Origin of the sequence: Pseudomonas sp. KD5, from assembly GCF_012932895.1 — a bacterium.
Lineage (GTDB): Bacteria > Pseudomonadota > Gammaproteobacteria > Pseudomonadales > Pseudomonadaceae > Aquipseudomonas.
Genome location: NZ_JDWJ01000009.1, coordinates 37884 through 64456, shown reverse-complemented (window position 1 = coordinate 64456; position 26573 = coordinate 37884). Strand labels below are relative to the sequence as shown.

Genomic DNA, 26573 nt, shown 5'->3' with positions numbered 1-26573 from the left:
TCGGTGGGGCTTTTTATTGCCTGCATTTCGAGGTTTCGGCATGGACAGAAACATCGCGTACCAGTTCACTGCCGGGACCCAGGGTTTTGATCGGGCGGTGGATAACATTGAGCGCAACATGCGTGACGCTCGAAGCACCTTCAATCGCGAACTCAAGGCGATCAACACCGACATGGTCGGCAGCCAAGTGCAGATCAGCCGTCTGGGGGCTGCTGCTAATGATGCCTTTGCCTGGGTGGGTTCCAAGCTCAAAGGAGACCTATTGGCGTTGGGCGCCTCAATGGCGGCGGTTTTTTCGGCCGTCGCCATCAAGGATTTTGTGACCGATAGCAAAGCGGCCGCGATCCAGCAGGAGGCCGCTTACCGGGGCTTGGAGGCTGTGGCTAATCATGCCGGTGTCGGCATCGGCCGGGCGATGCAGGAAGCGCAGAAGTTGTCCGCCGACGGTCTGCTCAGCGTGGGGGATGCCGCCAAAGCCCTGCAAAACCTGCTGAGCCGGGGTTATAACCTGGATCAGTCGATCGCGGTCATCAACCGCCTGAAGGATGCAGCAGCCTTCAACCGGCAGGCTAATCTCGGTTTATCCGAAGCGGTGTTGACGGCTACCGAGGGTCTGAAGAGCGAAAACTCGGTGCTGGTCGACAACGCGGGTGTGACAAAAAACGTCGCCAAGATGTGGGACGAGTACGCCAAAAGCATTGGCTCCACACGCGACAAATTGACCGCGTCCCAGAAGGTGCAGGCGGAATACACAGGCATCCTCAAGGAAACCGAAGCTCAGGTGGGTAATGCGGCGAAAGCCGCAAAAGGGCTCACCGGTAGCCAGGCTGAACTGAACGCCAAAAGCAACGAGCTGAAGGTCACGGTCGGTACCATCCTTGAGCCCGCGTTCATCAGCCTGAATAAAACCTTGGCCGAGACCGCGAGCTGGTTCAATGGCTTGCTCAAGAGCATGACCGGTGTGGGGTTAACAGTCGATGACGTCACCGGCAACATCGCCCGTCTTGAGGCTTCTTTGGCAAATTTCAAAGAAGGCCCGCGAGGCGGCGGTGCCAGGGGGCCGCTGGAAGGCACACTTCAAGAGCAGCGTTTGCTCTTGGAGCAACTGCAGTTGTCGTCGGACAAAATCGACGAAGTCGACGCGGGCATGAAGACGCGTCTGGCTCGCATTGAAGAGCAGCGGCGCAAAGTTGCCGCGATGGCAGCGACCGGCGATACCGCCTTGTCCACCAAGCAGCAAGCCCAATTGCGTCCTACGGCCTATGGTCTTGAAGTTAGCCGTCTGACCAAGCTGGAAGAGTCATATGCCGCTGCTATTAAGCGGCGCAAGGAACTGCAAAAGGGCACCGAGCCACCGGCCAAGCCCGAGCCCGAAGTTAGCGGCGGCGGTGCGACAAAGTCCCGGGTCAGTCAGTGGTCCGAGGTGCTGGACGCGCAGAAGGTCGCCCACGCCCAGCAGCAGGCAGAGCAAGGCACCTACTACCAGTTTTCGCTTCGGCAGGAAGTCGAATACTGGCAGGGGATTCTCAAACGCACGGACCTGAGTGCGTCCGAACGTCTCGGCGTTCAGCGCAATTACCTGGCCGCACTGACAGCCATGCGGCGTCAGGACGAGGGTAAAGCGTTCGCGGATCTACAGGCACAGGCGCAGCAGTATCGCAACAACATGGATGCGCGATTGCAGATCGCCCAGCAAGCGTTGGAGCGCAGCCGGCAACTGTATGGCCAGGACAGTCAGGAGTATCGCCAGGCGGCGGCGGAAGTGGTCGCGATCGAGCGAGAGAAGCAACAGCAGATCTCGACGATGAAGCAGCAGCAATTGGCAGCCGATCAGCAGGCCCGGCTGGGCAATATCGCCCATGCCGAACAGATGGCCCAGCTGGACCTGCAGGCCAACCTGATCACCCAAGGGCAATTGCTGCAGGCGCAGGCCGAGTTCGAACAGCAGCGCTACGCCATTGAGGCGGCTGCATTGGCGCAGCGAAAAGCTTTGCTCGATCAAGACCCTGACCGCAACCCCGTTGCCCTGCAACAGGTTCAGCAACAGATCCTGGCCCTGGAACAAACGCATCGCAACAGCATGGCAGTCATCGGCCGGCAGCAAACCCTGGAATCGCAAAACAACTGGACCGGCATGCTCGGCAGTGTTCAGTCGAGTTGGACCAGCGGCCTCAACGGCATCCTGACCGGGACGATGAGCACTCAAGGTTTGCTGCAGGGCATCTTCGGCAGCATCGGCACCGCGTTCATCGAGAACATGGTGACCAAGCCGTTGATGGCCTGGATGTTCGGTGAAACCGCCAAGACCGGCGCGACGGTGGCCGGCGTCGGTGTGCGGACAGCGGCAGAGGCGGGTGGTGCGGCAACGTCCGTGGCGATCTGGGGAGCGGCGACGATCAAGAACATCATTGCCAGTGCCTGGCAAGCGATGGCGGGTGCCTTCGCGGCCATGTCGGCCATTCCCATCATCGGTCCCGTGCTGGGTGTCGCTGCCGCTGCGGCGGCTGGCGCCTTCGTGTTTGGCCTGGTGAAAAACGTGGCGTCGGCCGAAGGCGGCTACGACATTCCGGCGGGTACCAACCCGATGACTCAGCTTCACGAACAGGAAATGGTTCTGCCCAAGCAGTACGCCAACGTTATTCGCCAGGCGGCGAATGGCGACGGGCAACTGGGGGGCGGCGGCACCTATCACTACAACGATTACAGCGGCCGGATGACGCCGGCAGACATCCGGCGCAATGCCCGGGCGTTTGCCGAAGAAATGCAAAAAATGCGGCGCAACGGTGCCATCAAGGCATAGGGGGAATCATGCCATTAGGTCCGTTCTGGCCACCACGCTGGATAGCCAGCTATCCGGATGTGGGAGTAGTCAGAGAAGGTGTTTTGCCGCGTATGCCAGGGCAAACATTGCTGTCGAAAAAGGCTCCGGAGTGGAGCACGGGGGTGCAAAAGGCGGTTAGCGGCCGACGTCGCACTACTGCTTATTACTCGGCGCCCTTGTGGTCATTCCAGATCAGTTACAACGCGGTGCGCAAGCGGCCGGGGCTGGATGAGTGGTCGCGCCTGGTGGACTTTTTCAACAGTCGCAAAGGGCAGTTTGGCGAGTTCCTGTACTTCGATCGCTCCGACCACCTCGTTAGACAGCACCGGTTCGGTACCGGCGACGGCACCACCGTAAGGTTCCAGTTATCCCGCCCCATCGGCGGCTGGGTCGAGCCGGTGTATGGCGTCGTCAACATTGATGCGCTGACGGTGGGTGGCGTTCTCACGGCGGCGTACAGCGTCGACGAGCTCGGCCTGGTCACTTTTGCCGTGCCGCCGCCGAACGGGGCGTCATTGGTGTGGAGCGGCGCGTTTTATTTTCGCTGCGCCTTTGATGCGGATTCGCTGGATGGCGCTCAGCCTTTCCGGACGATTTGGGAAATGAAGAACGTCGCCTTTACGAGTATCAAACCATGATCGATGCCAGTCCAGAGTTGAAGCAGTTCCTGGCCACGGCACGCAGTTTCGTGATGGCCGACCTGTACACGATTGTCTTGGCCAGCGGACAGGTGCTGCGTTACACCGATGCGGGCCTGCAGATTTACTACGCCGGACAGAACTACTCGGCCAGTGGTCCGCTGATCAAACGCACCGGCGTGCGTGCGGTGCGCGGCATCGAGGTGGATACCTTGAACGTCACCTTTACCGCCGGCCTGAGCGACACAGTACTGGGGGAGTCGGTGCTGCCGTTCATTGCCGGTGGTGGGTTTGATGGCGCTACGTTGAATCTCGCCCGGGCCTTCATGGTGGACTGGGGCAAGCCGGTGGTCGGAGCGGTGACACGCTTCATCGGCCGGGTGGCCGAGGTCGATCCCGCGGATCGCGAGCAAGCGACCGTGACAGTCAAGTCGCCGATGGAACTGCTGGACACCAAAGTCCCTCGGGGTGTGTATCAGCCGTCGTGTCTGCGCACGGTGTACAGCGCCGATTGCGGTGTTAATAGGGCGTTGTTCCAAACGGCGGGAGTGGTCCAGGCCGGCAGCAACACCGCCTTGCGCATCAATTCCAACGTATCGGCTGAACAGGGTTGGTTTGACCAGGGGGTGATCCGCTTCGTCAACGGGGCCAATGCCGGTGTGGCCCGCACGGTGCGTCGGCAGACTGCAGACGGCGCGATCACGATGATCCTCGGCGTGCCTGCTGTGCCCGTCCCGGGCGATCAGTTCCTGATTTATCCGGGCTGTCCGCGCACGCTGGATGCCTGCACCAACAAGTTCGGCAATCGCGCGCGTTATCGCGGCATGCCCTTCATCCCTGTCGCGGAGACATCCATATGAACGCGCTTGAAGCTCAGCAGCGGGCGGCCGTGGTGGCCGAGGCAGAACGCTGGCTGCGTACACCGTACCAGCACCGTCAGCACTTGCTGGGTGTCGGTGTTGATTGTGCCTGGCTGCTGATCGAGGTCTACAACGCGGTTGGACTGATGCCCTTGATCGACCCCGGACCTTATGCCCAGGACTGGCACCTGCACCGCAGTGAGGAACGCTACCTGGACTGGCTCGACCGGTACGGTCACCCGGTGGAAACACCACAACGCGGAGACATGGCGGTGTGGCGTTTCGGCCGCACCTACAGTCACGGCGCGGTGGTGATCGATGAACACCGGGTCATCCATGCCTACCGCGATATAGGCGTGGAATACGCAGACATGCGCGAGGAACGGCTGGCCAGCCAGTTGGTGCGTTATTACACACTCAATCTATATGGAGTCAGCGATGGGGGGCAGCAGCACCACGATCTCTAACAGCGCCACGCGCATCAATGCACTGCAAGTTCAGAGCAGCGCGAGCGGCAAGCCGATTGCCTGGCTCGCCGGCCGCAATCGCATCAGTCCCAACCTGATTTACTACACCGACTTTGAGTCCGTGGCGAAGACCACGAAGAAAAAGTCGGGCGGCAAGGGCGGCGGCGGGGCGACCCAAAAAGACACTACCTACACCTACTACGCGGCGCTGATCCTCGCGATCGGTCGCGGAACGTTGGGGGCTGTTCACCGCATTTTCCGCGACAAGGAAGTGTTCACGGAAACGGTCATAAAAGGTGTGACCCAGTCGGCCTTGGCTCAGGCCGGTTTCAGTTTTGCGCAGGGTACCCGTGACCAGCCGGTGTGGGGCTTTCTTCAAACCAAGCATCCAGCCGAGGCCATCGCCTACGCGGACACGGCCTATGTGTATGCCAGTCGGTATCTGCTCAACGATAGCGCTGGGGTGCAGAACCACACGTTCGAAGTCGATGGTCCCTATCAAGTGCCGGGGCTGCCGGACGCCAATCCTGGGGAGTTCTTGCCTGGACTACTGCTCGACCCTCTGGACGGTATCGGATTTAACCCGGCGTGGATTGCCGACCTGAGCAACTATCGCAATTACTGCCTGGCTGAAAACCTGTTGTTGAGTCCTGTGCTCGACGAACAGTCACCGGCCAGTGAGGCGATCGCCCGCTGGCTGCAGCTGACCAACAGCGAGCTGGTCTGGTCGGCGGGTCAGCTCAAGGTCATTCCCTATGGCGATCAGGCCGTCACCGGCAACGGCGTGTCCTGGTTTCCGGATGTCGCGCCGGTGGCGAACCTGACCGATGACGATTTTCTGGCCGAGGAGGGTGAGCCTCCGGTCTCACTCAAGATCAAGAGTCAGGCGGACAGCTACAACGAAGTCTCGCTGGAGATTCTCGATCGCGCTCACGAGTACAACACCGACGTGGTGCGTGGCACCGATCAGGCGGCCATCGAGCAGTTCGGCTCGCGACCGATGGAGACGATCAAGGCCTATGAGATTTGCGATGTAGCGATCGGCGCGCATGCCGCGCAGCTGCTGGTTCAACGCAAGCTTTACGTGCGCAATGAATACCAGTTCTCGCTGGGTTGGCAGCATGTGCTGCTGGAACCGATGGACCTGGTCACCATCACCGAGCCGGGATTGAATTTGCATCAGCGTTTAGTGCGCTTGATCTCGGTCGAGGAGGACGAAGAGGGCAAGTTGGCCGTGGTGGCCGAGGATGCATTGTTGGGCGTCGGCAGTGCGCCGAAGTATCCAGTGCAAAGCAAGAGCGGCTTTCAAAGCAATCAGAACATCGCACCCGGTCCGGTCTTGGCGCCGATCATGTTCAACCCGCCGGAAAGCCTGTTGCTCGCCGGTGAGTTACAAGTGTGGGGGGCTGTGGCCGGTGCGAGCCCCAGCTGGGGTGGTTGCGAGATCTGGATCAGTGCCGACGGCGACAGTTATCGGATGGCCGAAACCATCTATGGCCGGGCGCGTATGGGCAGGCTCTCCGCGACGTTGGCTGCCGGTAGCGATCCGGACTCGGCCAATGCCTTGTCCGTGCAACTGGCGGCCACGGATGAACTGACGGCCGCGACCACCGCCGAGGCAGACAGTGGCGCCACCCTGTGTTGGGTGGACGGAGAACTGCTCAGCTATCGTGATGCAACGCTGACCGGCGTGGGGGCTTATCAGTTGGGCTACCTGCGACGTGGTCGGCTCAGCTCGCCGGTGGCCAGCCATCCGGCCGGTTCACCCTTCGTGCGCTTGGACGATGCGGTCTGGAAATACAGCTATGCCCGGGATCAGATTGGCAGAACCGTGTGGGTGAAGTTCCGCTCGTTCAACGTGTATGGCCGGGCGCTGGAGAATCTGGCGGACGTCACGGCGTACAGCGTCACCTTGTCGCCCGCGCGGGTGGTACCGGCTTCGGCGCAGAATCTGGCATTGGTCGGCTCATTCGAAGCGCCGTACTTCACCGTCAGTTGGACGGCAGGGGCGCGTGCCGAAGATCGGCTGGTACGGATCCGCAATGCAGGCAGCAATGCGCTGCTGCGTCAGGTGTCGACGACCAGCACCGCCTTCACCTACCAGCGTGCCGATGCCTTGGTCGACGGCGCGTTGATTCGCAGTTATCGCGTGGAGATCATCGAGCGAAACGCTGCTGGCAGCGCACCGTTGACGTCGGTGTTGGTGACCAATACGGCACCGCCGGCCGTGACCGGTACTGTTGCGACAGTCAGCGGCACCACAGTTGATGTGAGTTGCGACGAAAGCACTGCAGCAGACGCTGCTGGTTATGTGTTCGTGTACTCCACGTTCGCTGATTTCGATCCGACCATCGCAGGGGCTGTTGGATATCAGGGCTCGTCCCGTTCCGGGGAGATTGCCGGCTTGATCGTCGGTACCACGTACTACCTGCGCGCTGCTGCCTATGACACCTGGAGCAGCACACGCAACCAGCTCAATTTCGCTTCGGCGATCACCTTTAACACCTGATAGAGAGCCACCATGCAACCCATTCAATTCTTTGCCGCAAGGGCCGAGGACGGCGTCCTATTGCCTGGAGCGACGGTGCGTGTGCTTGTGTCAGGGACTCAGACGCTGGCCACCTTGTTCACCGACGCGACCGCGTCCGTGATTCAGGGCAATCCATTTAGTGCCGATGCAGCAGCCCGGGTGTTCTTCTATACGAAGGTCGACCGGATTGATATTCAGATCAGCTACGGGGGGTACCAGGCACCCTTGCTGCGTGAGATCCACACGGTGGATGCCGCCGACGTGGTGGACGCCGAGGTTGGAAGGCTTCGGTTAGAACTCACCGATGGGAAAATCTATCCCAGCGAAGCGGCAGGCCGAGCCAGTGCTACCGTTCTCAACGGGATGATGTTCTGGGCCGCCAGTACGGATCCACGGATTCTGCGGACGTTGTGGCAGAAGGTGGACAGCGCCACTTCGCTGCATATCTCTGATGATGTCAGTAAGAAAGTCGTCGATGACCTTTCCAGCAGGGCAGATCGTGACGATGCTCTCGGGTTTTATCGGGACGGCGTGTCGGATTTTGCCTTTCCGATCGTGGACCCCTCGGGAAAGGTCGTCGGTTTTTTGGGGAACGGTGGAGTGTTTGCGACTCACCTTGAGGTGCCCTCCATGGCCTCGGTCCCTTCCAGGGATGGGCCGTCGGGGATTCCCATTATCCAATCGCTGGTCGATCGCAAGAACGGCATCACCTTCAATCCCGACGATGGTCGGACCGATCTGTTGTTGTCTGACAGCGCGATTCGGTTTGTCGCGCAGAACCTGAGCGGCGTCTCGACCTACCTGCCGCTGACGGAGATGCGCGGCTCTTATGCGGTCTCTGCAGTACGGCGAACCACAGCGTTCAATATCGCCGCGATTCAGGACCGCAGTGGTCAATCGTATGACGGGAAGCAAAGGGCCACGGGCTCTTACGACACCATCGTGATCGATCGCAAGGCGCCGATGCGATTCCGGGGAATGATCGGGCAGTCAAATTCTCTAGGGGCATCCAGCCCTGGCATCCTCGAAGGTCGGCCGTTGTTTCCTCATACGGTATTGTCGTTTGACGGCCGTTTTTTTATGCAGGGATCAAATGGGCTGGTGAACGGGGAAACCTTGACCGATCTGGTGCCGCTGTACGATTCAGCCGCCGGCCTCGGTCAATGGCCGGCTGCCCTGGCGGCGTTCGCCTCCGCGCAGGCGTGGGCAGACGCCGGCCTTCCTCAGGTCGGCCAAATCGTGGCGACGGCAGGCCAAGGCGATCAGCCGGCCGCCAGTTTTTTATCCGGTACGGTGAACTGGATCAATTTGATGACCTTCGCCAATCGCGCCAAGGTCTGCGCCGCCCTCTACGGGCGCACCATTGAATGCCGGCACCTGACCTACATTCAGGGTGAAAAGTCGGATAACTGGTACGCCGATTTCAATACCTTTGCCGACACGGTCATCCCTGCGCTGAAGACCCAGCTCGGCCAGACCAGCCTGATGGAAATTGCCCTGTGGCAAACCGTCGGCGTGGCACCGGATAACGGTGTCGGTCAACTGCAGATTGCAGCAGCGGATGCGCGGACTGATGTGAAGCTCTTCGGCCCGATGTACATGCTGCCGGTCAGTGATCTTCAGCATGCCAATGCCTTGGGCAAGATGTTGATGGCCGATATCCATGCGGCAGTGGAGGTCCAGATCGAACTGGGCAGGACGTGGAAACCCCTGCGGATGCGCAGCGCAGTGCGGGTCGGTACGACCGTTACCCTCACGGTGGACTTGCCGCCCGGGACCACCAGCACTGCTAAGGACCAGGACTGGCTGCCGCAGGTCACTCAGGATGGCTTTGTGTTCCGCGACAGCAACGGCGCCACTGCGATCACCGCCATTGCGTATGCCGGGGCCACCATCACCTTGACCCTGGCGGCGGTACCAACCGGGGGCAGTCCGGTTGTGCGGTACGGAATGGATTACGGCCTAGGAGCTGGCTACTACTCCATGGCAGGCAACGCCATTGCCATGACCGAGACACCATCTTTTTACCATCGCCTGGGGCATCCGGTACCGAAGTTCATTCGGCATAACCTCTTGCGTCAACAAATAGGAGTCACCGTATGAGCATCGCTGGAATCCGGATCAATCAACCCTTTAACAACGATGCGTTGAGCGTGGGCGGCTCGCGGGCTGAAGCGCTCATTGGCGATGTTCACCTGGTTAACTGGTTCCAGGCGGATCCCCGTAGCGTGGACCTGGACGGTGCCGAAATCATTTCCTTTACGGACAAAAAGGGTACGGGGGCCAAGTTCACTCGGGCGACTTCGGCCAACTCGGCGACGCTGGTCAACGGCTTGTTTGGAATCTACCCGGGGGCCAGGTTCAACGCGTCGGAATCCGACAAGTCGGTGTTCTCCGGGGCTGCCGCCAATCTATCGCAGCCGTTTACCTGGGCGGGTGTAGCGACGCTCAACAACAATGCGGCAGCCGCCAACCTGATGGGCACGTTTACCAGCACCACGGTCCGATCGATTCTGAACGTATCTGGTGGAGCGGCGGCGATGCGTCTGCAATTTGGCACGGTGAGTACCGGCGCACTCGCCATTCCCATCGGGGAGCCGTTCGCCTTCGCCGCTGGATTTGATGGCACCAACATCTTTTTGATGGTCAATGGTGCGGTGAGCGTTGTTGCGGCGGCTGGCGCTCCCAGTATGTCGGCCTTGAGCCTTGGTGCGTTGCCTGGAGGAGGGCAGTTCTGGGACGGCAATGTGTCCGACATTTTTATCTGTGATATCGCCTTGAACAGCTCGGCTCCTGCAGCCACCGCGTTGCTCAGCAAGATTCGAGGCTTCACCCAAAGGGCCTATGGCCTAAGTGCCTGATCAATTCCCGTCATCTATTGCCCGCCAAGTGCGGGCTTTTTTTCGCCTGGAGAAAAGTTATGACTGCAACCGAAGTAGACCGAGACATTTTTGCGCGCACGCTGTGGGGTGAAGCTCGAGGGGAGGGGCTGGCTGGCCAGATCGCTGTGGCCTGGACCATCCGCAACCGGGTGAACGATGGCAAGGCCAGATCCTGGTGGGGCGAGGGCTATGTCGGTGTGTGCCAGAAACCCTACCAGTTCAGCTGCTGGAACAAGAACGATCCGAACTTCGTCTACCTGAGCGGTGCTAAGCCGATCCCGTTCCGCGAGTTTGCTCAAGCGCAGATCGCCGCTGAACAGGTGATGACCGGCAAGGTTCCGGATCCCACCGGTGGGGCCACGCATTACTACGCGACCACTTTGCCGAAAGCACCGGCATGGACTGTGGGAGCGAAACAAACATTCCGACTCGGCCACCACGTCTTTTTCAGGGATGTGCCGTGAGCCCCGCGTCGCTGAAGTTGGCGGCCGTAGGCGTACTGGTCCTAATGCTGCTGACGACTGGAGTTACCTGGAAGGTGCAGGACTGGCGGTACGGCAAGCAGCTGGCTGAACAGGCTGGCCTGCACAAAGACGATTTGACCGCCATCAGTAATGCAGTCGCGGGCCAAGTCCGAGCCGATCAGGAAAAGCGCCTGGCCCTGGAGCAGCGCTTGTCTACCAGCGAACAATCTCACTACAAGGAACTGAGCGATGCTCAAACCAACCAGGCTCGCCTGCGCGATCGGCTTGCCACTGCTGATCTGCGGCTGTCAGTCCTCCTTACCGAAGGTCCAGCCGGTGGCAGTTCAGTGCCAGCCGGTACCGCAGCCGGTAGCGTGGTTCATGACGGAGCGCGCGCCCGACTTGACCCAGCGCATGCTCAACGAATTATCGGCATCACCGATACCGGCGACCAAGGACTGATCGCCTTGGCAGCCTGTCAGGCCTACGCCAGAGAAGTCTCAACACCGAAGTGAAAAAGAGCGACCGGGGTGAATGCGTCAACATCCAACCCGGCCGCCGTCCCTGCAGATTGTCCCTGCAAGTCCAGCCAAGGCTCTTACTCCGTGCACGAAGCGCGGCGAGCCTAGCACCTGTTTATCCATACAGTAAAGGTCTTGCTCTCAATGTCTACACCCATCATCCCTTGGATGGGCGGCAAACGCCGCCTGGCCGATCGCCTCATTCCGCTGTTCCCACCCCACGAATGCTACGTCGAAGTCTTTGCCGGCGGTGCTGCTCTGTACTTCATGCGACCCCAGGCGGCGCCGGTTGAAGTCCTCAACGACATCAACGGCGACCTGGTCACGCTATACCGCGTCGTGCAGAACCACCTTGAAGAATTCGTGCGCCAGTTCAAGTGGGCGCTGAGCTCGCGTCAGGTGTTTGAGTGGCAGAAGATGACCCGCCCCGAAACCCTCACCGATATCCAGCGCGCCGCTCGATTTTTCTACCTGCAGCACCATGCCTTCGCCGGCAAGGTCACTGGGCAAACGTTCGGTACCGCGACGACTGGCCCGGCCATCAACCTGCTGCGGATCGAAGAAAACCTTTCGGCCGCCTGGCAGCGACTGTCCGGCACCTACGTCGAAAACCTGCCCTGGTTGGAATGTGCCGAGCGCTACGATCGAGCCCATACCTTCCATTACATGGACCCGCCTTACTGGAAGACCGCCGGCTATGGGGGGGATTTTCCATTTGAAAACTATGAGCGCATGGCCGACTTCATGCGGCGCTGCAAAGGCAAGGTGATGGTCAGCATCAATGATCACCCGGACATTAGGCTCGTGTTTGAAGGGTTCTATTTTGAAACAATAGATATTCGCTACAGCACCACTAACCAACGGCAGGGGAAGTCAGAAATGAGTCGGGAGTTGGTAATTATGAATTGGAAACCCGGTTTGCTTGACAGACTATTTTGACTTCCAAAAAACGTTGAGCCTTTTGCCATGTCAACTTTGACCAGCAACGTACAAAAGGTGTAGTGTGGTGGCATTTTGTCATAATGAGATTCTCTGGGATGAAAAAATTTCCTTCGGCTTTAACTAAGATTGAGCTGGGTTATTCAGAAAACAAGGAAGTCGTTATTGCGTCAATCGCAGGTATTGCGATTAAGCGATTTAGAACTATGCAAGATCAAGATGTTTTTTTAGGAACAAATATTACGATATTTTCTGGTCGAAATGGAACAATGAAAACATCCTTGATGGGGTTGATAGCGCACCCCTTCAATAGTGAGGCTCAAGATGTATTTGGTAAGGTTCTGAAAACACCTCTAAAAGAAGTGTTTAAATTGTCACCTGTTTTCGACAGAGATAAGTATGAGTATGACCTTATCCTTTGTACGGATAAAGGTACAACTATGAAAGAAACCGTATCGATGTACTATGTTGGTGATAAAACTAATCGCCATCGAGTTGTGGTTTCCGGGGCTGAAAAAGGGGATGGAAACTTTGCGTATAATACGTCTTTTCTAAATTTGAAAAGATTGTATCCTTTGGTCGATACTAAAGCGGTGCCGGATAAGGCGACTTCACTTGATTTGAGTTCTGAAGAAGCTGCTGACCTGAAAGATTATTATGAGACGGTTTTGCCAAGTACTGATTATAATCAATTTACACCAGTGCATGAGAAAAATGTTAAGACAACTTTCGCCCCGGTAGGAGAAGGTGCTAGGTATGACTGGCTTTCAATTTCTTCAGGGGAGGATAATTTGGGGGCTATATTCAATAGGCTTCTTGGCTTTAGGCGTTCATTTAAAGGGAAAAATGGTGGGGGTAATGGGATTTTTTGTATAGATGAATTTGAAAGTAGTTTGCATCCTGTTGCTCAGTTAAGACTTTTTGACTATCTTCAGCGCTGGTCAAGTAAGTACAATGTCCAAGTAATCGTATCAACACACTCGCTGCATCTGATTTCTCATATTTATTTGGAGCATGGCGAAAACTTAAAGAAAGACAGGATAGTAGTTAATTTTGTTAGCAAATCTACAGCGGCGGATGGTAACTATCCGATTCTGCGCAATCCGCCCTATGAGCTGGCGTACAAAGAGTTAACACTTCAGGATCCAGAGGAAGCTGTTAAAGCAAGAAAGATAAGAGTTTTCTGTGAGGATGATTACGCTGTTCATTTTGCTAAAAAGCTAATAAAGTCGAGAAAGATATTGAGTTGTGTTGAATTTCATTCGTCATTGAATAAACAAGAAAATGGCCCGGGCACATCTTATTCTGCATTACGTGCTTTGTGTGTGAATTATCCGTTACTGCTTGAGCGGAGTCTGGTTTTGTTTGATGGAGATGTGCCTGATACAGTTACTAATAACATAAAAAACAAAAGCTTGTACTTGACGTTGCCTGATAGCCACGGGCTGGCGATTGAGCGGCGAATTATAGTGTTTATTTTGGAGTTGGAAAATGATGACGGTTTTTTTGTAAAGTTTAAGAAGGAGCGCGAGCGTCTTTTGAGTGAGTTTAAAGATGCAGGCATCAAGTCGTTAGCAGTTAAAGATGTTATGAGTGAAGCCAAAACACCAATTTCTAATTGTAAGGCGTGGGCGGATAAAGATAAGGTGAAATTCAAGGAGTACATAACTTATTATTGTGGAATGGCGCAAGGTCGAGATGAGTTTTCGGTTTCATTTGTGAATGCTATCAATAAAATAAATGCCATGAGTGGAATGCCTGCTTTGACAAATTGATCAGGTTTTGGGTTTTAAATTTCGTGTGGGGGCTGCGATGACACCGGGTGCAATTTTTACTGAATTGAAAAAAGAGTTGGGTGGGGTCAATCCATACATGGCTATTGTGGATTCTTCGGTTAGAATTTTTTTGGATGACGCGAAAACTCATGTAAGTCCTTCAAAATTCATGGCGGAAAAGGCCAAGCTCTTAGGCTATGGACGATTGTATCTAGATCAGTTGGAGTTAGAGCGAGCGAAACAGTTTGTTTATATTTCGCATGTGGCTTTCATAAATAGTAAGGCTGAAGTTGCGTGTGAAAAAATAAGAAAGCAGCCCTTGGTGCGCAAACCAGTTTCTGCCGTAGAAGGAGATTATTTACGTCAGGCTATCCGTGTCATACATGCGTCACGGAATGGTTCGTCTACAATAATGAATGATGATTTGGCAATGGGCGAGTTGGTGGGCATTGGGGATGTTGCGATAATTGATTATTATAGGAAACTCCGGAACGAGAATTTCCATGGGAGTAAGGTTAATACTGCGTATCCTTTCGATCAAACCCAAATCAGTCATATAGTCTCTAGATATGGGGTCGCCCCAAGTCAGTCAGGAAGTTTGAATAGTCAAGATATGATTTTGTTGTCGAAAGTCTGGCAGCAGGTAATTTTTGATTTGTGTGTCAAGTCGTTACACCCCGAAAATGACGTACTTCCGGTGGTGGCCAAAAGGTATAAGGGAATAACAGGCGATAGAAGAGCTAAAGGAATTACTCAGCATCTTCAGCAAGAATATTTACTTGACAGCTATTCTGCGCATGAGCTATTTTTGAAAATGTAGGCTGGTTAGCATAATCGGTAATGCGCCCTACGGCTGTGCTACGGCACAGCCTTCCCTCGAATGGCACTTGGTTTCAGGTGATATTCGAGGGGTAGATGGAGGTTCGAGTCCTCTGCCAGCCACCAATTCCTACAGGTCTGCACCTCGTTTGTGAAGACAGACTAAGCGATTCAGCACCCGCTTCACCTTCAGGCCTCTTGATTTAAACCCTCCAGCACAATGCGTAGTGCGTTCAGTCGAATAGGGCACTACTCGTAATTCTTAACTCATGCTGTGGCGACCATTAATTTTTAAGATGTCCACTAGTGTCCCCGTATAAGACAAAATCCAGTTACCCTAACGGGACGTTCTCGTCTACGGGGGGATTATTTTCAGCCAAAGCTTGACTCAGTTATAAGCATCCGCTGACCTCTCACCCATGGCGCTAATTGTAGATGGGGGCACCACTAACGACGCCCCCCTTTCACTACGTCTGACAGGTTCTTGTTGGGCTTTTTCAATCGGTATTTCTGTTATTCAAGCGGGCAAGCCCTTGTTTGATATGGCCGGCGTTTTCACCCATGGTCCACAGTGCTCCACGGACATTTCCGCCCACCTCCTGTGCCCCTTGCTCCTCAACCAGCAGTGTCAATTCCATAATGGCCGCCTGCAGAGCCTCCTGGTTTTCGTACAGCCTTTGCAGCACATCCGACAGTGAATAATCACCAGACATGACGTCGACTCCTTTCATGCAAAACACAAGCATAGTACCGGCAGTGCCCATGTCAGGCAGTAATTGCAGCTTGCTTAGAAATTGCTACAAAGCGAAGAAGTCGCAGCGGATTAGCCAGTCGGGCTGGGGCGTTGGAGGACTGCTAGACCCAATCCATCATCGGGGCGACGGAGAAGCGGCGGGAGAGCGGTTGGGCGATGGTTGGTGCGGCTGAATGGGGCATGGGTATCTGAATAAAAGAAGCGTGAGGCGGGGTAGGGAGTTTATCAGGAATGAAGGAGTGGAAGGGCGCTAGGGGGCACTTGCGGCGACCACGATTCTGACGTCGTGCTTCTCACCGCAGTCGGCTTCGTCTCTTTTCGCGCGCCATGCCAGCGCCAGTGATAAACGTGACTAGCGCCAATGGCGTAAGGCCGATGTATCCAATGCTTGCCACGCTTCGGAGTGGCAAAGTTGATCCTTCGTCAGCCAGAGTCCTGCGTGCGGGCACAGGGACTCGGCGGGGAGTGCCAGCAGGTCGCTCAACTTCATTGCGCTGATTGAGCCTCGGTCTCCTTCATCCTCGGCTTCCCAGTCGCGCAGAAATAGACGTACCTTCAAGACATTGGCATTAAAACCTTCAAACTGTGGTCGATTATGGAGCCACTGAGGTGAATGCCTCAAGGTTCGCTCCTGGACATCCAACAGCAAGATCTGCCATGCCAAGCGACCTCCGTGGTCATCTTCGACGTTGGTATGGAGTCGAGTCAGCGCGAGATAACGTGCATCCTCGGACCAGATCATCGAGGGCGCGAGATGGCTGATGGCGCAACCGGACGCCGTCAGCAAATGCCCGCCCAGGCGTGGGCTCTGGACGCGTAGCCAACTGTCGGCGTATTCGGTTTCACAACCGAACAGCCAAGCGGCATCTTTATCCATCGGTGCTGGCTGGACAAAGTTTCCATCGGCGATTGCAGACTGTGGCTGTTTAACCAGGCGCCAATCGGGGAGGGCGCTCAGGCCTTGTTGGCTGACATTGAGCTCACACCACTCGTAGTAAAGCCGCGAGTCCTGTCGATACTGGCAAAATGCAGCGGCATCGTCCGCCTCGGGTGGCGATTGATCAAAGCGCTGCAATGGACTGCTTTGCCGATCCTGATCCAGGCGACCTCGAATCACTGCCAGGCTCAGTCTCGGCCCACGAAAGTCCAACAATCGTGCGACCAACAGAGGAGGGCTGTTCATCAATTGTCGTTCCTGTGCGTCGACCACCACCACGTGACCTGCTGTGGCGGGCGGCAGGGCGAACGGTATTAATGCGATGTAACGTCCAGTGTCTGAAACTCGATGATCGAGCAGCCAAACGCCCGGTAACTCCCAGTCCCCAATCCTGCAGGTATAACCCCCGAGCCCCAGGCTGTTGTCTTGCCGCCAGCTAAATTGAGCCCGCGTATCACCAGTCAATGGTGCCGACTCGACCATCGTCGCGCCTCGCTGTCCATCACCCACCAGAGGCACGGCCAACCGCACGCGAGTCAGGTGCCGCTGCGCAACCTGCACCCGGCCGTTCGGATCATGGCCCACCTGAGACTCACAGTCGCTGTGTATGCTGTACAAGCCATAACCATAGCGACCGCGATCAGGCTGCGGGTAGTCGAAGTAGGACGATAGCCGCAGGTAGTGGTCATCCAGCTCCAGGGGGGCGCTCCAACCCACGGAAGGTTCGCTGTCGGCAGATAGCCACGGACAAGGCAATGCTTGCCAGCCGCGGTCTACGTGCCAGAGCCAATATTCGAGGGCTTGCGGTTGCTCATCATTCATCCGTGCATGGCAAGCGAACGAGCGGCCATCATGATTCCAGATGATTGAGGTATCGGCCCTGATCAGCAACGAAGTGGGCTCACCGTTCATGCTCACGCTGTATTCCGGGCTCATCAGCGGGGCGCAAGGCTGTGGCAATTCGCGCAGGCTGGCCGGCAGCGCCAGACAGGCGTCCAATCTTTGCTGACCATCGGGAGACGTATGCCGGAACGCGTCGAGCGCAAGGTTTTTTTGCCAGTCACCAGGCTCAACCCAAAGGTCAATAACGGGCACCAGGCTGACCTTTTCAGCCGTCGTCAGCAGTTGCTCCAGGCTGATCTCCCGTGCGCCGTTGTCGACCAGAGGACTGTAACGCCCACTCAGGATGCCGTCGTTAAAGGCATCCAGTTCCCAAAATTCATCACACGAACACTGGTAAAGCTGACGCAACTGTCGATCCAGAATCACCAATCCCCAGGCTTGGCGCGAGGGTAAAGGCGCGGCGAAATAACGTCCGTCATTCGAGAAGCGAGCCGACGACCCAAGGCCCTGGAGCAGCACCCCATCGGGAAATAGGTAATCGCACAGGACGGGTCCGCCCATGGCGATTTCGCTGTAGTTGAACACCCTGATGGGCTCGCCCTCGGGAGTTTGCTGCGGTTCGTCCCCACCCCAGGCACTGGCGCCGCCTGAAGACTGACCAGGCGATACCGGTGACGACTTGGCCTGTGTTTTATCGACCAGGCCAAAACGTCTTTCCAAGTGACTGACGCAAGCCAGCCCGAAGAACATCACAGCCGCTGCCCCCGCAATATCCCAGTACGCCGGCAAAGCCCTGCCCAGATTAAAACCCAGGCCTAGTGCGGCAGAGGTCATGAGCCGGGCAGCCCCTCGACCGGTTCGTTGCCAACCGGCCCGTGCCGTCAGCCACATCAAGGCAGCACAACCCAGTACCACACCGAGCGCCCACAGCAGCGGTAATACCGCCACGAGAAAAATCGGGATCAACAGTACGGCGATTTGCCAAAGTAGATCGAGCAACAATCGAGGCAGGCTTTTTTCGTCAGTACGTTGATCCGAAGAGTGAGTCACCATTACCTCGAGAATAAATGGGCGATTTCAAATAAGCGTGTTTGCGTAAAAGAGAGATGCTGAGTTACCAACGACCAGTCTGATCGACGCAAAATGGGGCGACGCAGAAGCGGCGGGAGAGCAGGGCGAGTGTGGCGGTGATTGGTGGCATTGGCGTTTCTGGAATGGGTGAGGCTGGGAGGTGGGGAGTTTATCAGGATTGGGCTTACGGGGCTCAGGTGAGTCTTGCTGCGGTAGTTGAGAGCGAGTGAGAACAGGAACGGGAGGGGTTGAGTGACTTGCAACGAAGAGCCGTCGATATACGGACACCCCTGTAAGTTAATACGTGGTGTCCGCGTAATACTTAAGTGAAGTCAGTGCTAAGTAAGCTAATTTTTTAAGGTGTACGGCGAACTCCAACTAATGCCATTGATTCTTGACTTCCTGCCACTGGTCGTCTGACAGCCACTTATCTGCCGCCGGAAAGAAAATATTTTCCTCGGCGTCCATATGATCGTAATATTTTTTGATAAAGTCATCGATAGTGTCAGCAATTACTCTCGTTTCCTTAGTGGTGTCCTCCAACATCTTCAACTGTCCAGCAATGCGCCCAAATGCCTGATGATCTCGCTCGATATCCTTGACCCGTTGGTGGATCGGCGCCTCAGTCGCTAGCAAGGCCAGCCGAATAAGTTCTTCATTTTCATGGTGGTGTCGCTCTGCATCACCATGCAAGGCTTCCAGCATCGTGAACAACAGCTTGCAGTCATCAGTTCCATCGGGTTCATGTCTGATTTTCCTCAGCAATTCTTTGATCTGAGTAATTTTCATAGACACTTCGTGATGATAGGTCAGAAGTTCTTTCAACAAAACGTTCATGTCAAATCCTCGTCGCGACACCAGATCATCACAGAAAATGTTTTTAACCAGTAACTCCAAAAGACGCCTAGGTTTCAATATCTTGTTAAATGCACTCGCTGACACTATTTAATCTTTTTAGTATAGGCGAGCACAAAGCTCCCACCCCAGGAAATTTTTCGTCTTTGGAAAAAATTGAAATATCGAGTGTATGTTTATATGCACTATTTGATCTGCCGGATGCCCGCCCGCGAAAACGGAAGGAGAAAGCAGCGCCCAATCGATGCGGTGGCAGCTGTGCGCGGGTCTGCAAGACCGGGAAACCAGGAACCCGGCAGACCCGAAGGTCTCCCGCACAAAGCCGCCATTGAGCAGGTGGGTCGCTTCAGAGAAAACAAGGATGCTGAACCCACGCTGTCGCTCAGTAATGTTTCATCAAGTTGGGTAGGCTCGCGGCATAGGATGACCACCTAAGACCGTGCTGCCACACCTCCAGCCCACAGGAAACAACAAGATGATCTCGAACCTCTTCAAAGCCATGCTGATCACCGGTGCTTTGCTCTTGAGCGCCTGTTCGGGTGTGAGCACCAGTTCCTGCTTTTCAGAAGGCTGCCAACAATTCGATGGCCATAACCCCAACAAGGTGAACTTTGGTGGGAGCGCCATCGGCAACAGCTTTAATGAGTACAGCTCGGGCTTGCTGCACGACTAAGGAATGACGCAACGGCTGGGGTGTTTTCGCCGTTGCGTGATTTGCCTGATGAACCGTGTGCCCTGATTTTGCGACTGCTGCGCAGCCGAACGCAGGCTGCGCCAGCTGCTACAGGGAATGTGTCGCGGCAACTAACAGGCTATTTAGCCTCTGGCACCGCGATCCACTGACCGAGGATTTTCTGGTAGTTCCCCGTCACCTTGGCCAGATGCAGCCACTGATCGACATACATCTTCCAGCTGATGTCATCCCGTGGCAGCAGATATGCCTTCTCACCGTACTGCATGTATTGCGTCGGGTTGACCGCGCACAAACCTGGTTTGAGTTTCTGCTGATACAGCGCTTCCGAGGCGTCGGTAATCATCACGTCAGCCTTCTTGTCCAGCAGTTGCTGGAAGATGGTCACGTTGTCGTGCAGCTGCAATTGCGCCTTGGGCAGGAAGGCGTGGACGAAGGCTTCGTTGGTGCCGCCGGCCGGTTCGACCAGGCGAACCGAAGGCTGGTTGATTTGTTCGAGGGTCTGGTATTTCGCTTGATCTTCGCAGCGCACCAGCGGGATTTTGCCGTCGACATCCAGGGTGGTGCTGAAGAAGGCTTTTTTCTGGCGTTCCAGGGTGACGGAGATGCCGCCGACGCCGATGTCGCATTTGCCCGCGAGCATGTCGGGCATCAGGGTTTTCCAGGTGGTCTGGACCCACTCGACCTTCGCTCCCAGGCTGTCGGCCAGTGAGCGGGCCATGGCGATGTCGATGCCCGAGTATTCGCCGTCTTCACCTTTGAAGGTATAGGGTTTGTAGTCGCCTGTGGTGCAAACGCGCAGTTGGCCTTGTTGCAGGACGGTGTCCAGATGGGAAGAGTTTTGCTCTGCCTGAGCGCCGCAGGATAGAGCCAGCAGGCCACAGAGCATCATTGTGCTTTTTATGGTTTTCATTGTTATCGGGCTTTTGTGATGGAGTGGGGGGCAAGGCTGGATCAGTGTAGTGAAACCGCTTCTTGGCTGTCATCCACGCTGAATGCGATGCTCCCCGGCCCTGGTTCAATATGCTCGATGATCGAGAGGGCGATGCATGGGTCAGTGTCTGCCGTGGTGATGCCCGAATAGGTGCATCAGCGGGCACAGCAATAGAATCAGATAGGGCAGAAGCGGGTAGATATGACCGTAATGCTCGCGGGCCAGGTAGAACAGTCCGATCACCAGCAGCATGCCTAGCGCGATGCCGGGTTTGCTGCGCCAGAATGAGGTGACTGGAGGTGTCGAGGGGTTTGAGTGGTTCATGTGACGCGCTCCGTTCTGACGAAAATCTTCCGGGGTGTCGTCCGGCCATGCCGGCCAATGCCAATCGTTAACGACGGGTGCTATGGCGCAATGCTTATTGGCCCATCGGCATCTTCATCATCCTGGATTGCTGATCCATCATTTTCATCATCATGTCCATCATCGCTGTATCCGAGCTGCCCTTGCCACCGGACATGCCCATGCCCATCCCCATACCTCTGCAATTGTCGTGCAGCATGCCGAGGCTTGTTCTCATCGTAGTCATGGCTTCCTGCATGGCTGCCCGGCGTTCGGCCGGGGTTTTGGCGGCGATCATTTTGTCGTGGGCCGCCTGCATTTTTTTCATCTGTTCGCTCATGGCCTTGTCTTGCATGGGCGTGGCTTGGGTTGCGTTATCGGTGGGGGCGGCGGGCGCTGTTTCGGGGTATTCGGCAGCAAGCGTCAGCAATGGGCTGCTGATGACCAGTGCGGCCAGGAGGGACTTGATGTCGATGTGCATGGCGATCTCCACAGTGATAACGCGGATCGGCAGCGTCGGATGGCTGCGGACCAAGGTATGTTGTGTTCCCGTTAGAGGGAGTGATCTTGAACTTACGCCACGGTCGCAGGGCGTTGTTGATCCATATCAAACGACGCCCACAGAGGTTTGTTGTGCTGCCAGGGTGACATTTCAATGGCTGATACGTGTCAGGCAAGGCCCGACACGTATCCCTCTACATGAGTTGTTTATCCACAAGCCACGGACTTCGAACTCTTAAGGTGAGCTTCAATCGAGTTGCTGGCAGAGTGCACTCTTACTCCCTTGAGTTTATCGAGTGGCGGGTCTTTCCAAAGTTTTGATGCGTCGATGGGAAGGATGACCTGAATAGCGGCTCCTTGGGGCGGATCAGCAACAAAATCGAAGTCCTGAATGCCGTCTGGTGGGAACTGAATGTAAACCCGCGGCTCCAGTCTCGGGTTTGTCCATCCACCAGAATTCACCAGGCCAATTGCCGATATGTGTAGCTGCGGTGGGTTGGATTTAAGTATTTTTAAGTCGACATCCACCACTTTCATTACTTCAGCCATTTTCGAACTCCTTTCGATAATTGCGCCGCTTTTTTCACCTTGGCGCTTGGGTGTTGAACCCTCTGGCTTGAAATCTAGTGTGGTTAGACGCTAGTAAAGGACCCTCACCCTGTCCACTGACTGGTCTGGCCGGTCATCGGATGCTTTCATTTCCCTACTGGGCACCCATTTCCGGGCTCAGCGTTCCGAGCCAAGCCACCAATCCCACGATCAACACCGCCGCTGCCAATTCCACCACCACGCTGCGCCGCAACGCATTGGCGGCGACCGTGTATTGCCCGTCCCGCAACGAGCGCTCCAGAAACGGCCCGAGGTGAAACCGGTTCAACGCGGCGAGCACCAGCATGCCGGCAAACAGCACCACTTTGATGAACAGCAGAATCCCGTAAGTGCTGAGAAACACCTCGTCCAGCTTCGGCCCAACGATGAACAGATAATTCACGACTCCCGTCGCGGTGATGACCACGACGATGGCCGCGCCAATCGCCTCAAACCGATTAACCGCGCGGGCCAGCAACCTGAGGCGCGCTTCGGTTTGCAGGGCGTTGATCTTCGCCATCAACGCAAACGCCAGCAACGCGCCAAGCCAAGCCCCCGCCGCCAGCAGGTGCAGAATGTCCACCGCGAAATGCCAAAAGCGACGATCGCCTTCATCCATCGCCCCATGCCCGCTCCAGGCCAGGCTGGCGAGGGCAACAGCACCGGCAAAAGCCGCGACCCATAAACTGAAACCAGGCGCACGGAGCATCACCGCTAAGCCAGCGATGACCAGCGCAACAATGCGAACCCCCCAAGCCAAGCCGACATCCGTCTCAAACAGCATCATCTCGATGTGCGGACGCAGCTCGGCGAAGTCCGTTTCACCGCTCATGGCGCTCGCCATCATCACCATGCTGGCGACGGACAACACCGCGCCCAGCACTGCCATCCCCGCCAGCATCGACCGGAATGGCAGCACCGCCCCGGACATCCGTTCCTGCCCTTTAAGGCTGTACAGCCCAAAAAGTGCCACCCCGAACAACAGCATCAAATCCACATACAACGCAAACCGCAGGGCAATGCCGACCGAGTCGCTCATCAATCACTTCACTTTGAACGTAACGTTGCCGGTGATCGGGTGAGTGTCCGAAGACACGGCGCGCCATTCGACTTTGTAGCTGCCGGTGGGCAGGGGCGAGAGCGGGGTGACGACCATGGTTTTCGGGTCGCTGCCGCCGGAGACTTTGGCTTTCATCGGCATGGGGGAATGGGCCATGCCGGGCATTTCGGTCATGACCAGTTTGGCGCCGGAGAATTGGGTCATGAGGTTTTCGGAAAAGTGCAGCTCGATGTTGCTCGGTGCTGCGCCGTCCGCGCCTTCGGTTGGGGTGGAGGAGAGCAGTTTCGGGTGGGCTTGAGCCAGTGCGCTCATGAGCAGCCCGGTGGAAAGTGCGATGGCGACAGCGGTGGTTTTGATGGTGCGCATGCAAGGCCTCTTACCGCTTTAAGCGGTTGTTTTTTAGGTTTTTGAGTTGAAGTGTTTAGAACCACAGCCGAACGCCGACGACCAGTCGGGCTTCGCTGCGGTCCTCGCCTTCGTCCCTGGCGTAATCGGCGGTTTTGCCGTAGGTGCGGTTCCAGGTCACACCGATGTAGGGCGCGAACTCCCGGCGGATTTCATAGCGCAGCCGCAGGCCGGCTTCGGTGTTCGACAGTCCGGAGCCAATGCCCCGTTGCGGGTCGTTTTTGCCGTAGACGTTGAGCTCGGCGGTCGGCTGCAAAATCAGCCGATTGGTGAGCAGGATGTCGTAGTCACCTTCCAGTCGTGCAGCGGTCTGGCCGCCTTCGCCGATGAAGGCGGTGGCCTCGGTTTCGAAGTTGTACAGGGCCATGCCTTGCACGCCGAGCGCGGCCCAGGTTTGCGGGGCGCCGGGTTTGAAATCCTGGCGCACGCCGGTCACCACGTCCCACCATGGGCTGATCGCGTGGCCCCAGAGGGCCTGGACTTCGGCATCTTCGGTTTTGCCATTGACGCGTTCGCCTTCGGAGCGCAACCACAGGCGATCAACGTCGCCGCCGATCCAGCCAGACAGATCCCACGCCAATGCGCTGCCGTTATCGGCGTCCTGCCATTCGAGTTTGTCGGCGAGGAAGTAATAGTTGAGCGCACTGTCGTGCATGTCATGGCCGGCGGGGCTGACGAAAACGGCAGCACGGTCGGCGTCGGTCAATGCCGGGATCGGCGTGCGGCTTTGGGTCGGCGCGGCGGGCTGCATTTGCCCGTAATCCTCGTTCTGCATCTGGCTGTGATCCATGCCCGGCATCTGGCTATGGTCCATGCCCTGCATGTTGTCAGTGGCGGCCATGGCCGAAGAGAGCGTCAGGCCCATGGTAACGAGGGTCAAAGTGATCGGAGTGAGTCTGGTCATGGGTAGCGCCTTATTCTTCCACGCGAACTTCACGGAACATGCCCATTTCCATGTGGTACAGGAGATGGCAGTGGTAGGCCCAGCGGCCGAGCGCATCGGCGGTAACCCGATAGCTGCGCTTCGATCCCGGCGGCACATCAATGGTGTGTTTGCGCACCATGAACTGGCCGTTCTCGTCTTCGAGGTCGCTCCACATACCGTGCAAATGAATGGGGTGAGTCATCATCGTGTCGTTGACCAGCACCACTCGAACCCGCTCGCCGTACTTGAGTCGCACGGGTTCGGCATCAGAGAACTTCACGCCGTTGAACGACCAGGCGAACTTCTCCATGTGGCCGGTCAGGTGCAGTTCGATGGTGCGGCCGGGCTCGCGGCCGTCCGGGTCTTCGAAGGTGCTGCGCAGGTCGGAGTAGGTCAGCACACGGCGGCCGTTGTTGCGCAGGCCCATGCCCGGGTCGTCGAGTTTTGGCGTGGTGCTCATGGCTTGCATGTCCACCAGCGGGTTGTCTTTTTCCGTGTCGGGATGGGATTGCATACCGGCCATCCCGGCCATCCCGGCCATCCCGGCCATCCCGGCCATGCCACCCATGTCCATGCTGCTGTGATCCATGCCGGCCATGCTGTTCGTGCCCTGCATGTTGCCGCCGTCCATGCCCTGCATGTCGCCGCCGTCCATGCCCTGCATGTCACCACCGTTCATGCCTTGCATGGCACCGTGGTCCATCCCCGCCATGTCACCGCCCATGCTGCCGTGATCCATGCCGCCCATGCCCATGTCATCCATGGTCAGCAGCGGTCGCGGATCCAGCGCTGGAATCGGCGCCGACAACCCGGCCTTCACCGCCAGGGTGCCTCGCGCATAACCCGTTCGGTCCATCGATTGGGCAAACAGGGTGTAGGCGTCCTGGGTCGGCTCGACAATTACATCGAACGTCTCCGCCACCGCGATGCGGAACTCGTCGACGCTCACCGGTTTGACGTGTTGGCCATCCGCCGCGACTACGGTCATTTTCAAACCCGGGATGCGCACGTCGAAGTAGGTCATGGACGAGCCGTTGATAAAACGCAGGCGCAGCTTTTCGCCGGGACGGAATAGGCCAGTCCAGTTCATGTTCGGCGCCTGGCCGTTCATCAAGTAGGTGTAAGTGGCACCGCTGACGTCCGCCAGGTCGGTGGGGTTCATCTTCATCTCGGCCCACATCTTGCGATCGGCCACCGTCGACCCCCAGCCTTTCTCGCTGACGTCGTGGATGAAGTCGCCCACAGTGCGTTTGTTGTAGTTGTAGTAGTCCGATTGTTTCTTGAGTTTTTTCATCAGGCCGACGGCGTCTTCGTCGGTCCAGTCGGTGAGCATCACCACGTAATCGCGGTCGTATTGGAACGGCTCCGGCTCCTTGGCGTCGATCACCAACGGCCCATAAACCCCGGACTGTTCCTGAAAGCCCGAATGGCTGTGGTACCAGTAAGTGCCGTTCTGCCGGACCTTGAACTGGTAGACGTACATGCCGTCCGGTTCGATCCCGTGAAAACTCAGGCCCGGCACGCCATCCATGTTGGCCGGCAGCAAAATGCCGTGCCAGTGAATGGACGTGCTGTCCTTGAGTTTGTTTTTCACCCGCAGCGTGACGGTGTCGCCTTCGCGCCAGCGCAGCAGGGGGCCGGGAATGCCGCCGTTGATGGTCATCGCGGTTCGAGGGTTGCCGGTGATGTTGACCGGGGATTCGCCAATGAACAGGTCGAAGTCGGTACCGGCCAGCACATTCGGTTGGCCGGGGCTGGTGACCGCCCAGACTGGCGTGCGCCACAGCCCGAGGCCAGCGAGCACCCCGCCAGCGGCCAGGCCCTTCACAAAGGTGCGTCTTGAGGTGTTGGAATGCATGCCGTTTTATCCCGTCCGTCAGCCTGATGAAGCCCTCAGGTCCATCCTGAGCGGAAGGAAGAGAACTCAATGGGGAGGAGGCTAACGGGCGGT

24 protein-coding genes and 1 tRNA gene are annotated in these 26573 nt (G+C 56.9%); 14 read left to right on the top strand and 11 right to left on the bottom strand.

Going from position 1 to position 26573, the window contains the following annotated elements:
- Window positions 1–40: 40 nt before the first annotated feature.
- The 13 genes from AF70_RS19930 to AF70_RS19870 all read left to right on the top strand — a co-directional run bounded on the left by AF70_RS19930 (window position 41) and on the right by AF70_RS19870 (window position 14842).
- The gene (locus AF70_RS19930; protein WP_028939668.1) at window positions 41–2800 is read left to right on the top strand and encodes a hypothetical protein; all 2760 of its coding nucleotides are present in this window, start codon (window positions 41–43) and stop codon (window positions 2798–2800) included.
- Between the two features lie 8 nt (window positions 2801–2808).
- Entirely contained in the window at window positions 2809–3459 is a 651-nt protein-coding gene (locus tag AF70_RS19925; protein ID WP_081791048.1) for a DUF2460 domain-containing protein, read from the top strand.
- Window positions 3456–4319, top strand: a complete 864-nt coding sequence (locus tag AF70_RS19920; RefSeq protein ID WP_028939666.1) for a DUF2163 domain-containing protein — start codon at window positions 3456–3458, stop codon at window positions 4317–4319. Before AF70_RS19925 ends, AF70_RS19920 begins: the two co-directional genes overlap by 4 nt.
- Window positions 4316–4786: an NlpC/P60 family protein gene (locus AF70_RS19915; RefSeq protein ID WP_028939665.1), complete on the top strand. Its 471-nt coding sequence runs from the start codon at window positions 4316–4318 to the stop codon at window positions 4784–4786. Before AF70_RS19920 ends, AF70_RS19915 begins: the two co-directional genes overlap by 4 nt.
- Window positions 4758–7295 (top strand): phage tail protein, encoded by a 2538-nt coding sequence (locus tag AF70_RS19910; protein WP_028939664.1) that lies wholly within the window; start codon window positions 4758–4760, stop codon window positions 7293–7295. Before AF70_RS19915 ends, AF70_RS19910 begins: the two co-directional genes overlap by 29 nt.
- Window positions 7296–7307: 12 nt before the next feature.
- Window positions 7308–9419, top strand: coding sequence for a hypothetical protein (locus AF70_RS19905; protein ID WP_155954634.1), 2112 nt, complete (start codon window positions 7308–7310; stop codon window positions 9417–9419).
- The gene (locus AF70_RS19900) at window positions 9416–10177 is read left to right on the top strand and encodes a hypothetical protein (protein ID WP_028939662.1); all 762 of its coding nucleotides are present in this window, start codon (window positions 9416–9418) and stop codon (window positions 10175–10177) included. Before AF70_RS19905 ends, AF70_RS19900 begins: the two co-directional genes overlap by 4 nt.
- A 59-nt stretch (window positions 10178–10236) precedes the next feature.
- Complete coding sequence (locus AF70_RS19895; RefSeq protein WP_028939661.1) at window positions 10237–10662, top strand: cell wall hydrolase; 426 nt, start codon at window positions 10237–10239, stop codon at window positions 10660–10662.
- A gap of 44 nt (window positions 10663–10706) precedes the next feature.
- Window positions 10707–11177, top strand: coding sequence for a lysis system i-spanin subunit Rz (locus tag AF70_RS19890; protein ID WP_231508965.1), 471 nt, complete (start codon window positions 10707–10709; stop codon window positions 11175–11177).
- Window positions 11178–11327: 150 nt separating this feature from the next.
- Window positions 11328–12122, top strand: a complete 795-nt coding sequence (locus AF70_RS19885) for a DNA adenine methylase (RefSeq protein ID WP_028939658.1) — start codon at window positions 11328–11330, stop codon at window positions 12120–12122.
- Between the two features lie 98 nt (window positions 12123–12220).
- Complete coding sequence (locus tag AF70_RS19880; RefSeq protein ID WP_050438293.1) at window positions 12221–13897, top strand: AAA family ATPase; 1677 nt, start codon at window positions 12221–12223, stop codon at window positions 13895–13897.
- A 7-nt stretch (window positions 13898–13904) separates the two neighbouring features.
- Window positions 13905–14717 carry a hypothetical protein gene (locus tag AF70_RS19875; RefSeq protein WP_028939657.1) on the top strand — a complete coding sequence of 271 codons (813 nt, stop codon included), beginning with the start codon at window positions 13905–13907 and terminating at the stop codon, window positions 14715–14717.
- Window positions 14717–14842 (top strand) — tRNA-OTHER (locus AF70_RS19870). Before AF70_RS19875 ends, AF70_RS19870 begins: the two co-directional genes overlap by 1 nt.
- Window positions 14843–15213: 371 nt before the next feature.
- On the opposite strand, the gene AF70_RS19865 is transcribed toward AF70_RS19870, so the two are convergent.
- From AF70_RS19865 to AF70_RS19855, 3 genes are all read right to left on the bottom strand, one after another.
- Complete coding sequence (locus tag AF70_RS19865) at window positions 15214–15429, bottom strand: hypothetical protein (protein WP_028939656.1); 216 nt, start codon at window positions 15427–15429, stop codon at window positions 15214–15216.
- Window positions 15430–15822: 393 nt separating this feature from the next.
- On the bottom strand, window positions 15823–18303 hold the full coding sequence (locus tag AF70_RS19860; RefSeq protein WP_028939655.1) for a hypothetical protein: 2481 nt from the start codon (window positions 18301–18303) through the stop codon (window positions 15823–15825).
- Window positions 18304–18699: 396 nt separating this feature from the next.
- On the bottom strand, window positions 18700–19158 hold the full coding sequence (locus AF70_RS19855; RefSeq protein WP_019582095.1) for a hemerythrin domain-containing protein: 459 nt from the start codon (window positions 19156–19158) through the stop codon (window positions 18700–18702).
- Window positions 19159–19651: 493 nt separating this feature from the next.
- Between AF70_RS19855 and AF70_RS19850 the strand changes: the two genes are divergently transcribed.
- Window positions 19652–19849 (top strand): hypothetical protein, encoded by a 198-nt coding sequence (locus AF70_RS19850; RefSeq protein WP_019582096.1) that lies wholly within the window; start codon window positions 19652–19654, stop codon window positions 19847–19849.
- A 139-nt stretch (window positions 19850–19988) separates the two neighbouring features.
- Here the strand turns inward: AF70_RS19850 and AF70_RS19845 are convergent, their stop codons facing one another.
- The 8 genes from AF70_RS19845 to AF70_RS19810 form a co-directional block, all read right to left on the bottom strand.
- Window positions 19989–20780 carry a transporter substrate-binding domain-containing protein gene (locus AF70_RS19845; RefSeq protein ID WP_028939654.1) on the bottom strand — a complete coding sequence of 264 codons (792 nt, stop codon included), beginning with the start codon at window positions 20778–20780 and terminating at the stop codon, window positions 19989–19991.
- Between the two features lie 141 nt (window positions 20781–20921).
- Window positions 20922–21125 carry a DUF2933 domain-containing protein gene (locus tag AF70_RS19840; protein ID WP_028939653.1) on the bottom strand — a complete coding sequence of 68 codons (204 nt, stop codon included), beginning with the start codon at window positions 21123–21125 and terminating at the stop codon, window positions 20922–20924.
- 94 nt (window positions 21126–21219) lie between these two features.
- Window positions 21220–21624, bottom strand: a complete 405-nt coding sequence (locus tag AF70_RS19835; protein ID WP_028939652.1) for a hypothetical protein — start codon at window positions 21622–21624, stop codon at window positions 21220–21222.
- A gap of 227 nt (window positions 21625–21851) precedes the next feature.
- Window positions 21852–22193 carry a hypothetical protein gene (locus tag AF70_RS19830; RefSeq protein ID WP_019582098.1) on the bottom strand — a complete coding sequence of 114 codons (342 nt, stop codon included), beginning with the start codon at window positions 22191–22193 and terminating at the stop codon, window positions 21852–21854.
- Window positions 22194–22347: 154 nt separating this feature from the next.
- Window positions 22348–23271 carry a copper homeostasis membrane protein CopD gene (gene copD / locus AF70_RS19825; RefSeq protein ID WP_028939651.1) on the bottom strand — a complete coding sequence of 308 codons (924 nt, stop codon included), beginning with the start codon at window positions 23269–23271 and terminating at the stop codon, window positions 22348–22350.
- A 3-nt stretch (window positions 23272–23274) separates the two neighbouring features.
- Complete coding sequence (gene copC, locus AF70_RS19820; protein WP_028939650.1) at window positions 23275–23658, bottom strand: copper homeostasis periplasmic binding protein CopC; 384 nt, start codon at window positions 23656–23658, stop codon at window positions 23275–23277.
- 55 nt (window positions 23659–23713) lie between these two features.
- Window positions 23714–24601, bottom strand: coding sequence for a copper resistance protein B (locus AF70_RS19815; protein ID WP_028939649.1), 888 nt, complete (start codon window positions 24599–24601; stop codon window positions 23714–23716).
- A 10-nt stretch (window positions 24602–24611) separates the two neighbouring features.
- Entirely contained in the window at window positions 24612–26480 is a 1869-nt protein-coding gene (locus tag AF70_RS19810) for a copper resistance system multicopper oxidase (RefSeq protein WP_028939648.1), read from the bottom strand.
- Between the last annotated feature and the right edge of the window lie 93 nt (window positions 26481–26573).

Bases quoted from the DNA above. Each gene is read 5' to 3' on its own strand.
- AF70_RS19930 (WP_028939668.1), top strand. From the start codon at position 41: ATGGACAGAAACATCGCGTACCAGTTCACTGCCGGGACCCAGGGTTTT.
- AF70_RS19925 (WP_081791048.1), top strand. From the start codon at position 2,809: ATGCCATTAGGTCCGTTCTGGCCACCACGCTGGATAGCCAGCTATCCG.
- AF70_RS19920 (WP_028939666.1), top strand. From the start codon at position 3,456: ATGATCGATGCCAGTCCAGAGTTGAAGCAGTTCCTGGCCACGGCACGC.
- AF70_RS19915 (WP_028939665.1), top strand. From the start codon at position 4,316: ATGAACGCGCTTGAAGCTCAGCAGCGGGCGGCCGTGGTGGCCGAGGCA.
- AF70_RS19910 (WP_028939664.1), top strand. From the start codon at position 4,758: ATGGGGGGCAGCAGCACCACGATCTCTAACAGCGCCACGCGCATCAAT.
- AF70_RS19905 (WP_155954634.1), top strand. From the start codon at position 7,308: ATGCAACCCATTCAATTCTTTGCCGCAAGGGCCGAGGACGGCGTCCTA.
- AF70_RS19900 (WP_028939662.1), top strand. From the start codon at position 9,416: ATGAGCATCGCTGGAATCCGGATCAATCAACCCTTTAACAACGATGCG.
- AF70_RS19895 (WP_028939661.1), top strand. From the start codon at position 10,237: ATGACTGCAACCGAAGTAGACCGAGACATTTTTGCGCGCACGCTGTGG.
- AF70_RS19890 (WP_231508965.1), top strand. From the start codon at position 10,707: ATGCTGCTGACGACTGGAGTTACCTGGAAGGTGCAGGACTGGCGGTAC.
- AF70_RS19885 (WP_028939658.1), top strand. From the start codon at position 11,328: ATGTCTACACCCATCATCCCTTGGATGGGCGGCAAACGCCGCCTGGCC.
- AF70_RS19880 (WP_050438293.1), top strand. From the start codon at position 12,221: ATGAAAAAATTTCCTTCGGCTTTAACTAAGATTGAGCTGGGTTATTCA.
- AF70_RS19865 (WP_028939656.1), bottom strand. From the start codon at position 15,429: ATGTCTGGTGATTATTCACTGTCGGATGTGCTGCAAAGGCTGTACGAA.
- AF70_RS19860 (WP_028939655.1), bottom strand. From the start codon at position 18,303: ATGGTGACTCACTCTTCGGATCAACGTACTGACGAAAAAAGCCTGCCT.
- AF70_RS19855 (WP_019582095.1), bottom strand. From the start codon at position 19,158: ATGAACGTTTTGTTGAAAGAACTTCTGACCTATCATCACGAAGTGTCT.
- AF70_RS19850 (WP_019582096.1), top strand. From the start codon at position 19,652: ATGATCTCGAACCTCTTCAAAGCCATGCTGATCACCGGTGCTTTGCTC.
- AF70_RS19845 (WP_028939654.1), bottom strand. From the start codon at position 20,780: ATGAAAACCATAAAAAGCACAATGATGCTCTGTGGCCTGCTGGCTCTA.
- AF70_RS19840 (WP_028939653.1), bottom strand. From the start codon at position 21,125: ATGAACCACTCAAACCCCTCGACACCTCCAGTCACCTCATTCTGGCGC.
- AF70_RS19835 (WP_028939652.1), bottom strand. From the start codon at position 21,624: ATGCACATCGACATCAAGTCCCTCCTGGCCGCACTGGTCATCAGCAGC.
- AF70_RS19830 (WP_019582098.1), bottom strand. From the start codon at position 22,193: ATGGCTGAAGTAATGAAAGTGGTGGATGTCGACTTAAAAATACTTAAA.
- copD (WP_028939651.1), bottom strand. From the start codon at position 23,271: ATGAGCGACTCGGTCGGCATTGCCCTGCGGTTTGCGTTGTATGTGGAT.
- copC (WP_028939650.1), bottom strand. From the start codon at position 23,658: ATGCGCACCATCAAAACCACCGCTGTCGCCATCGCACTTTCCACCGGG.
- AF70_RS19815 (WP_028939649.1), bottom strand. From the start codon at position 24,601: ATGACCAGACTCACTCCGATCACTTTGACCCTCGTTACCATGGGCCTG.
- AF70_RS19810 (WP_028939648.1), bottom strand. From the start codon at position 26,480: ATGCATTCCAACACCTCAAGACGCACCTTTGTGAAGGGCCTGGCCGCT.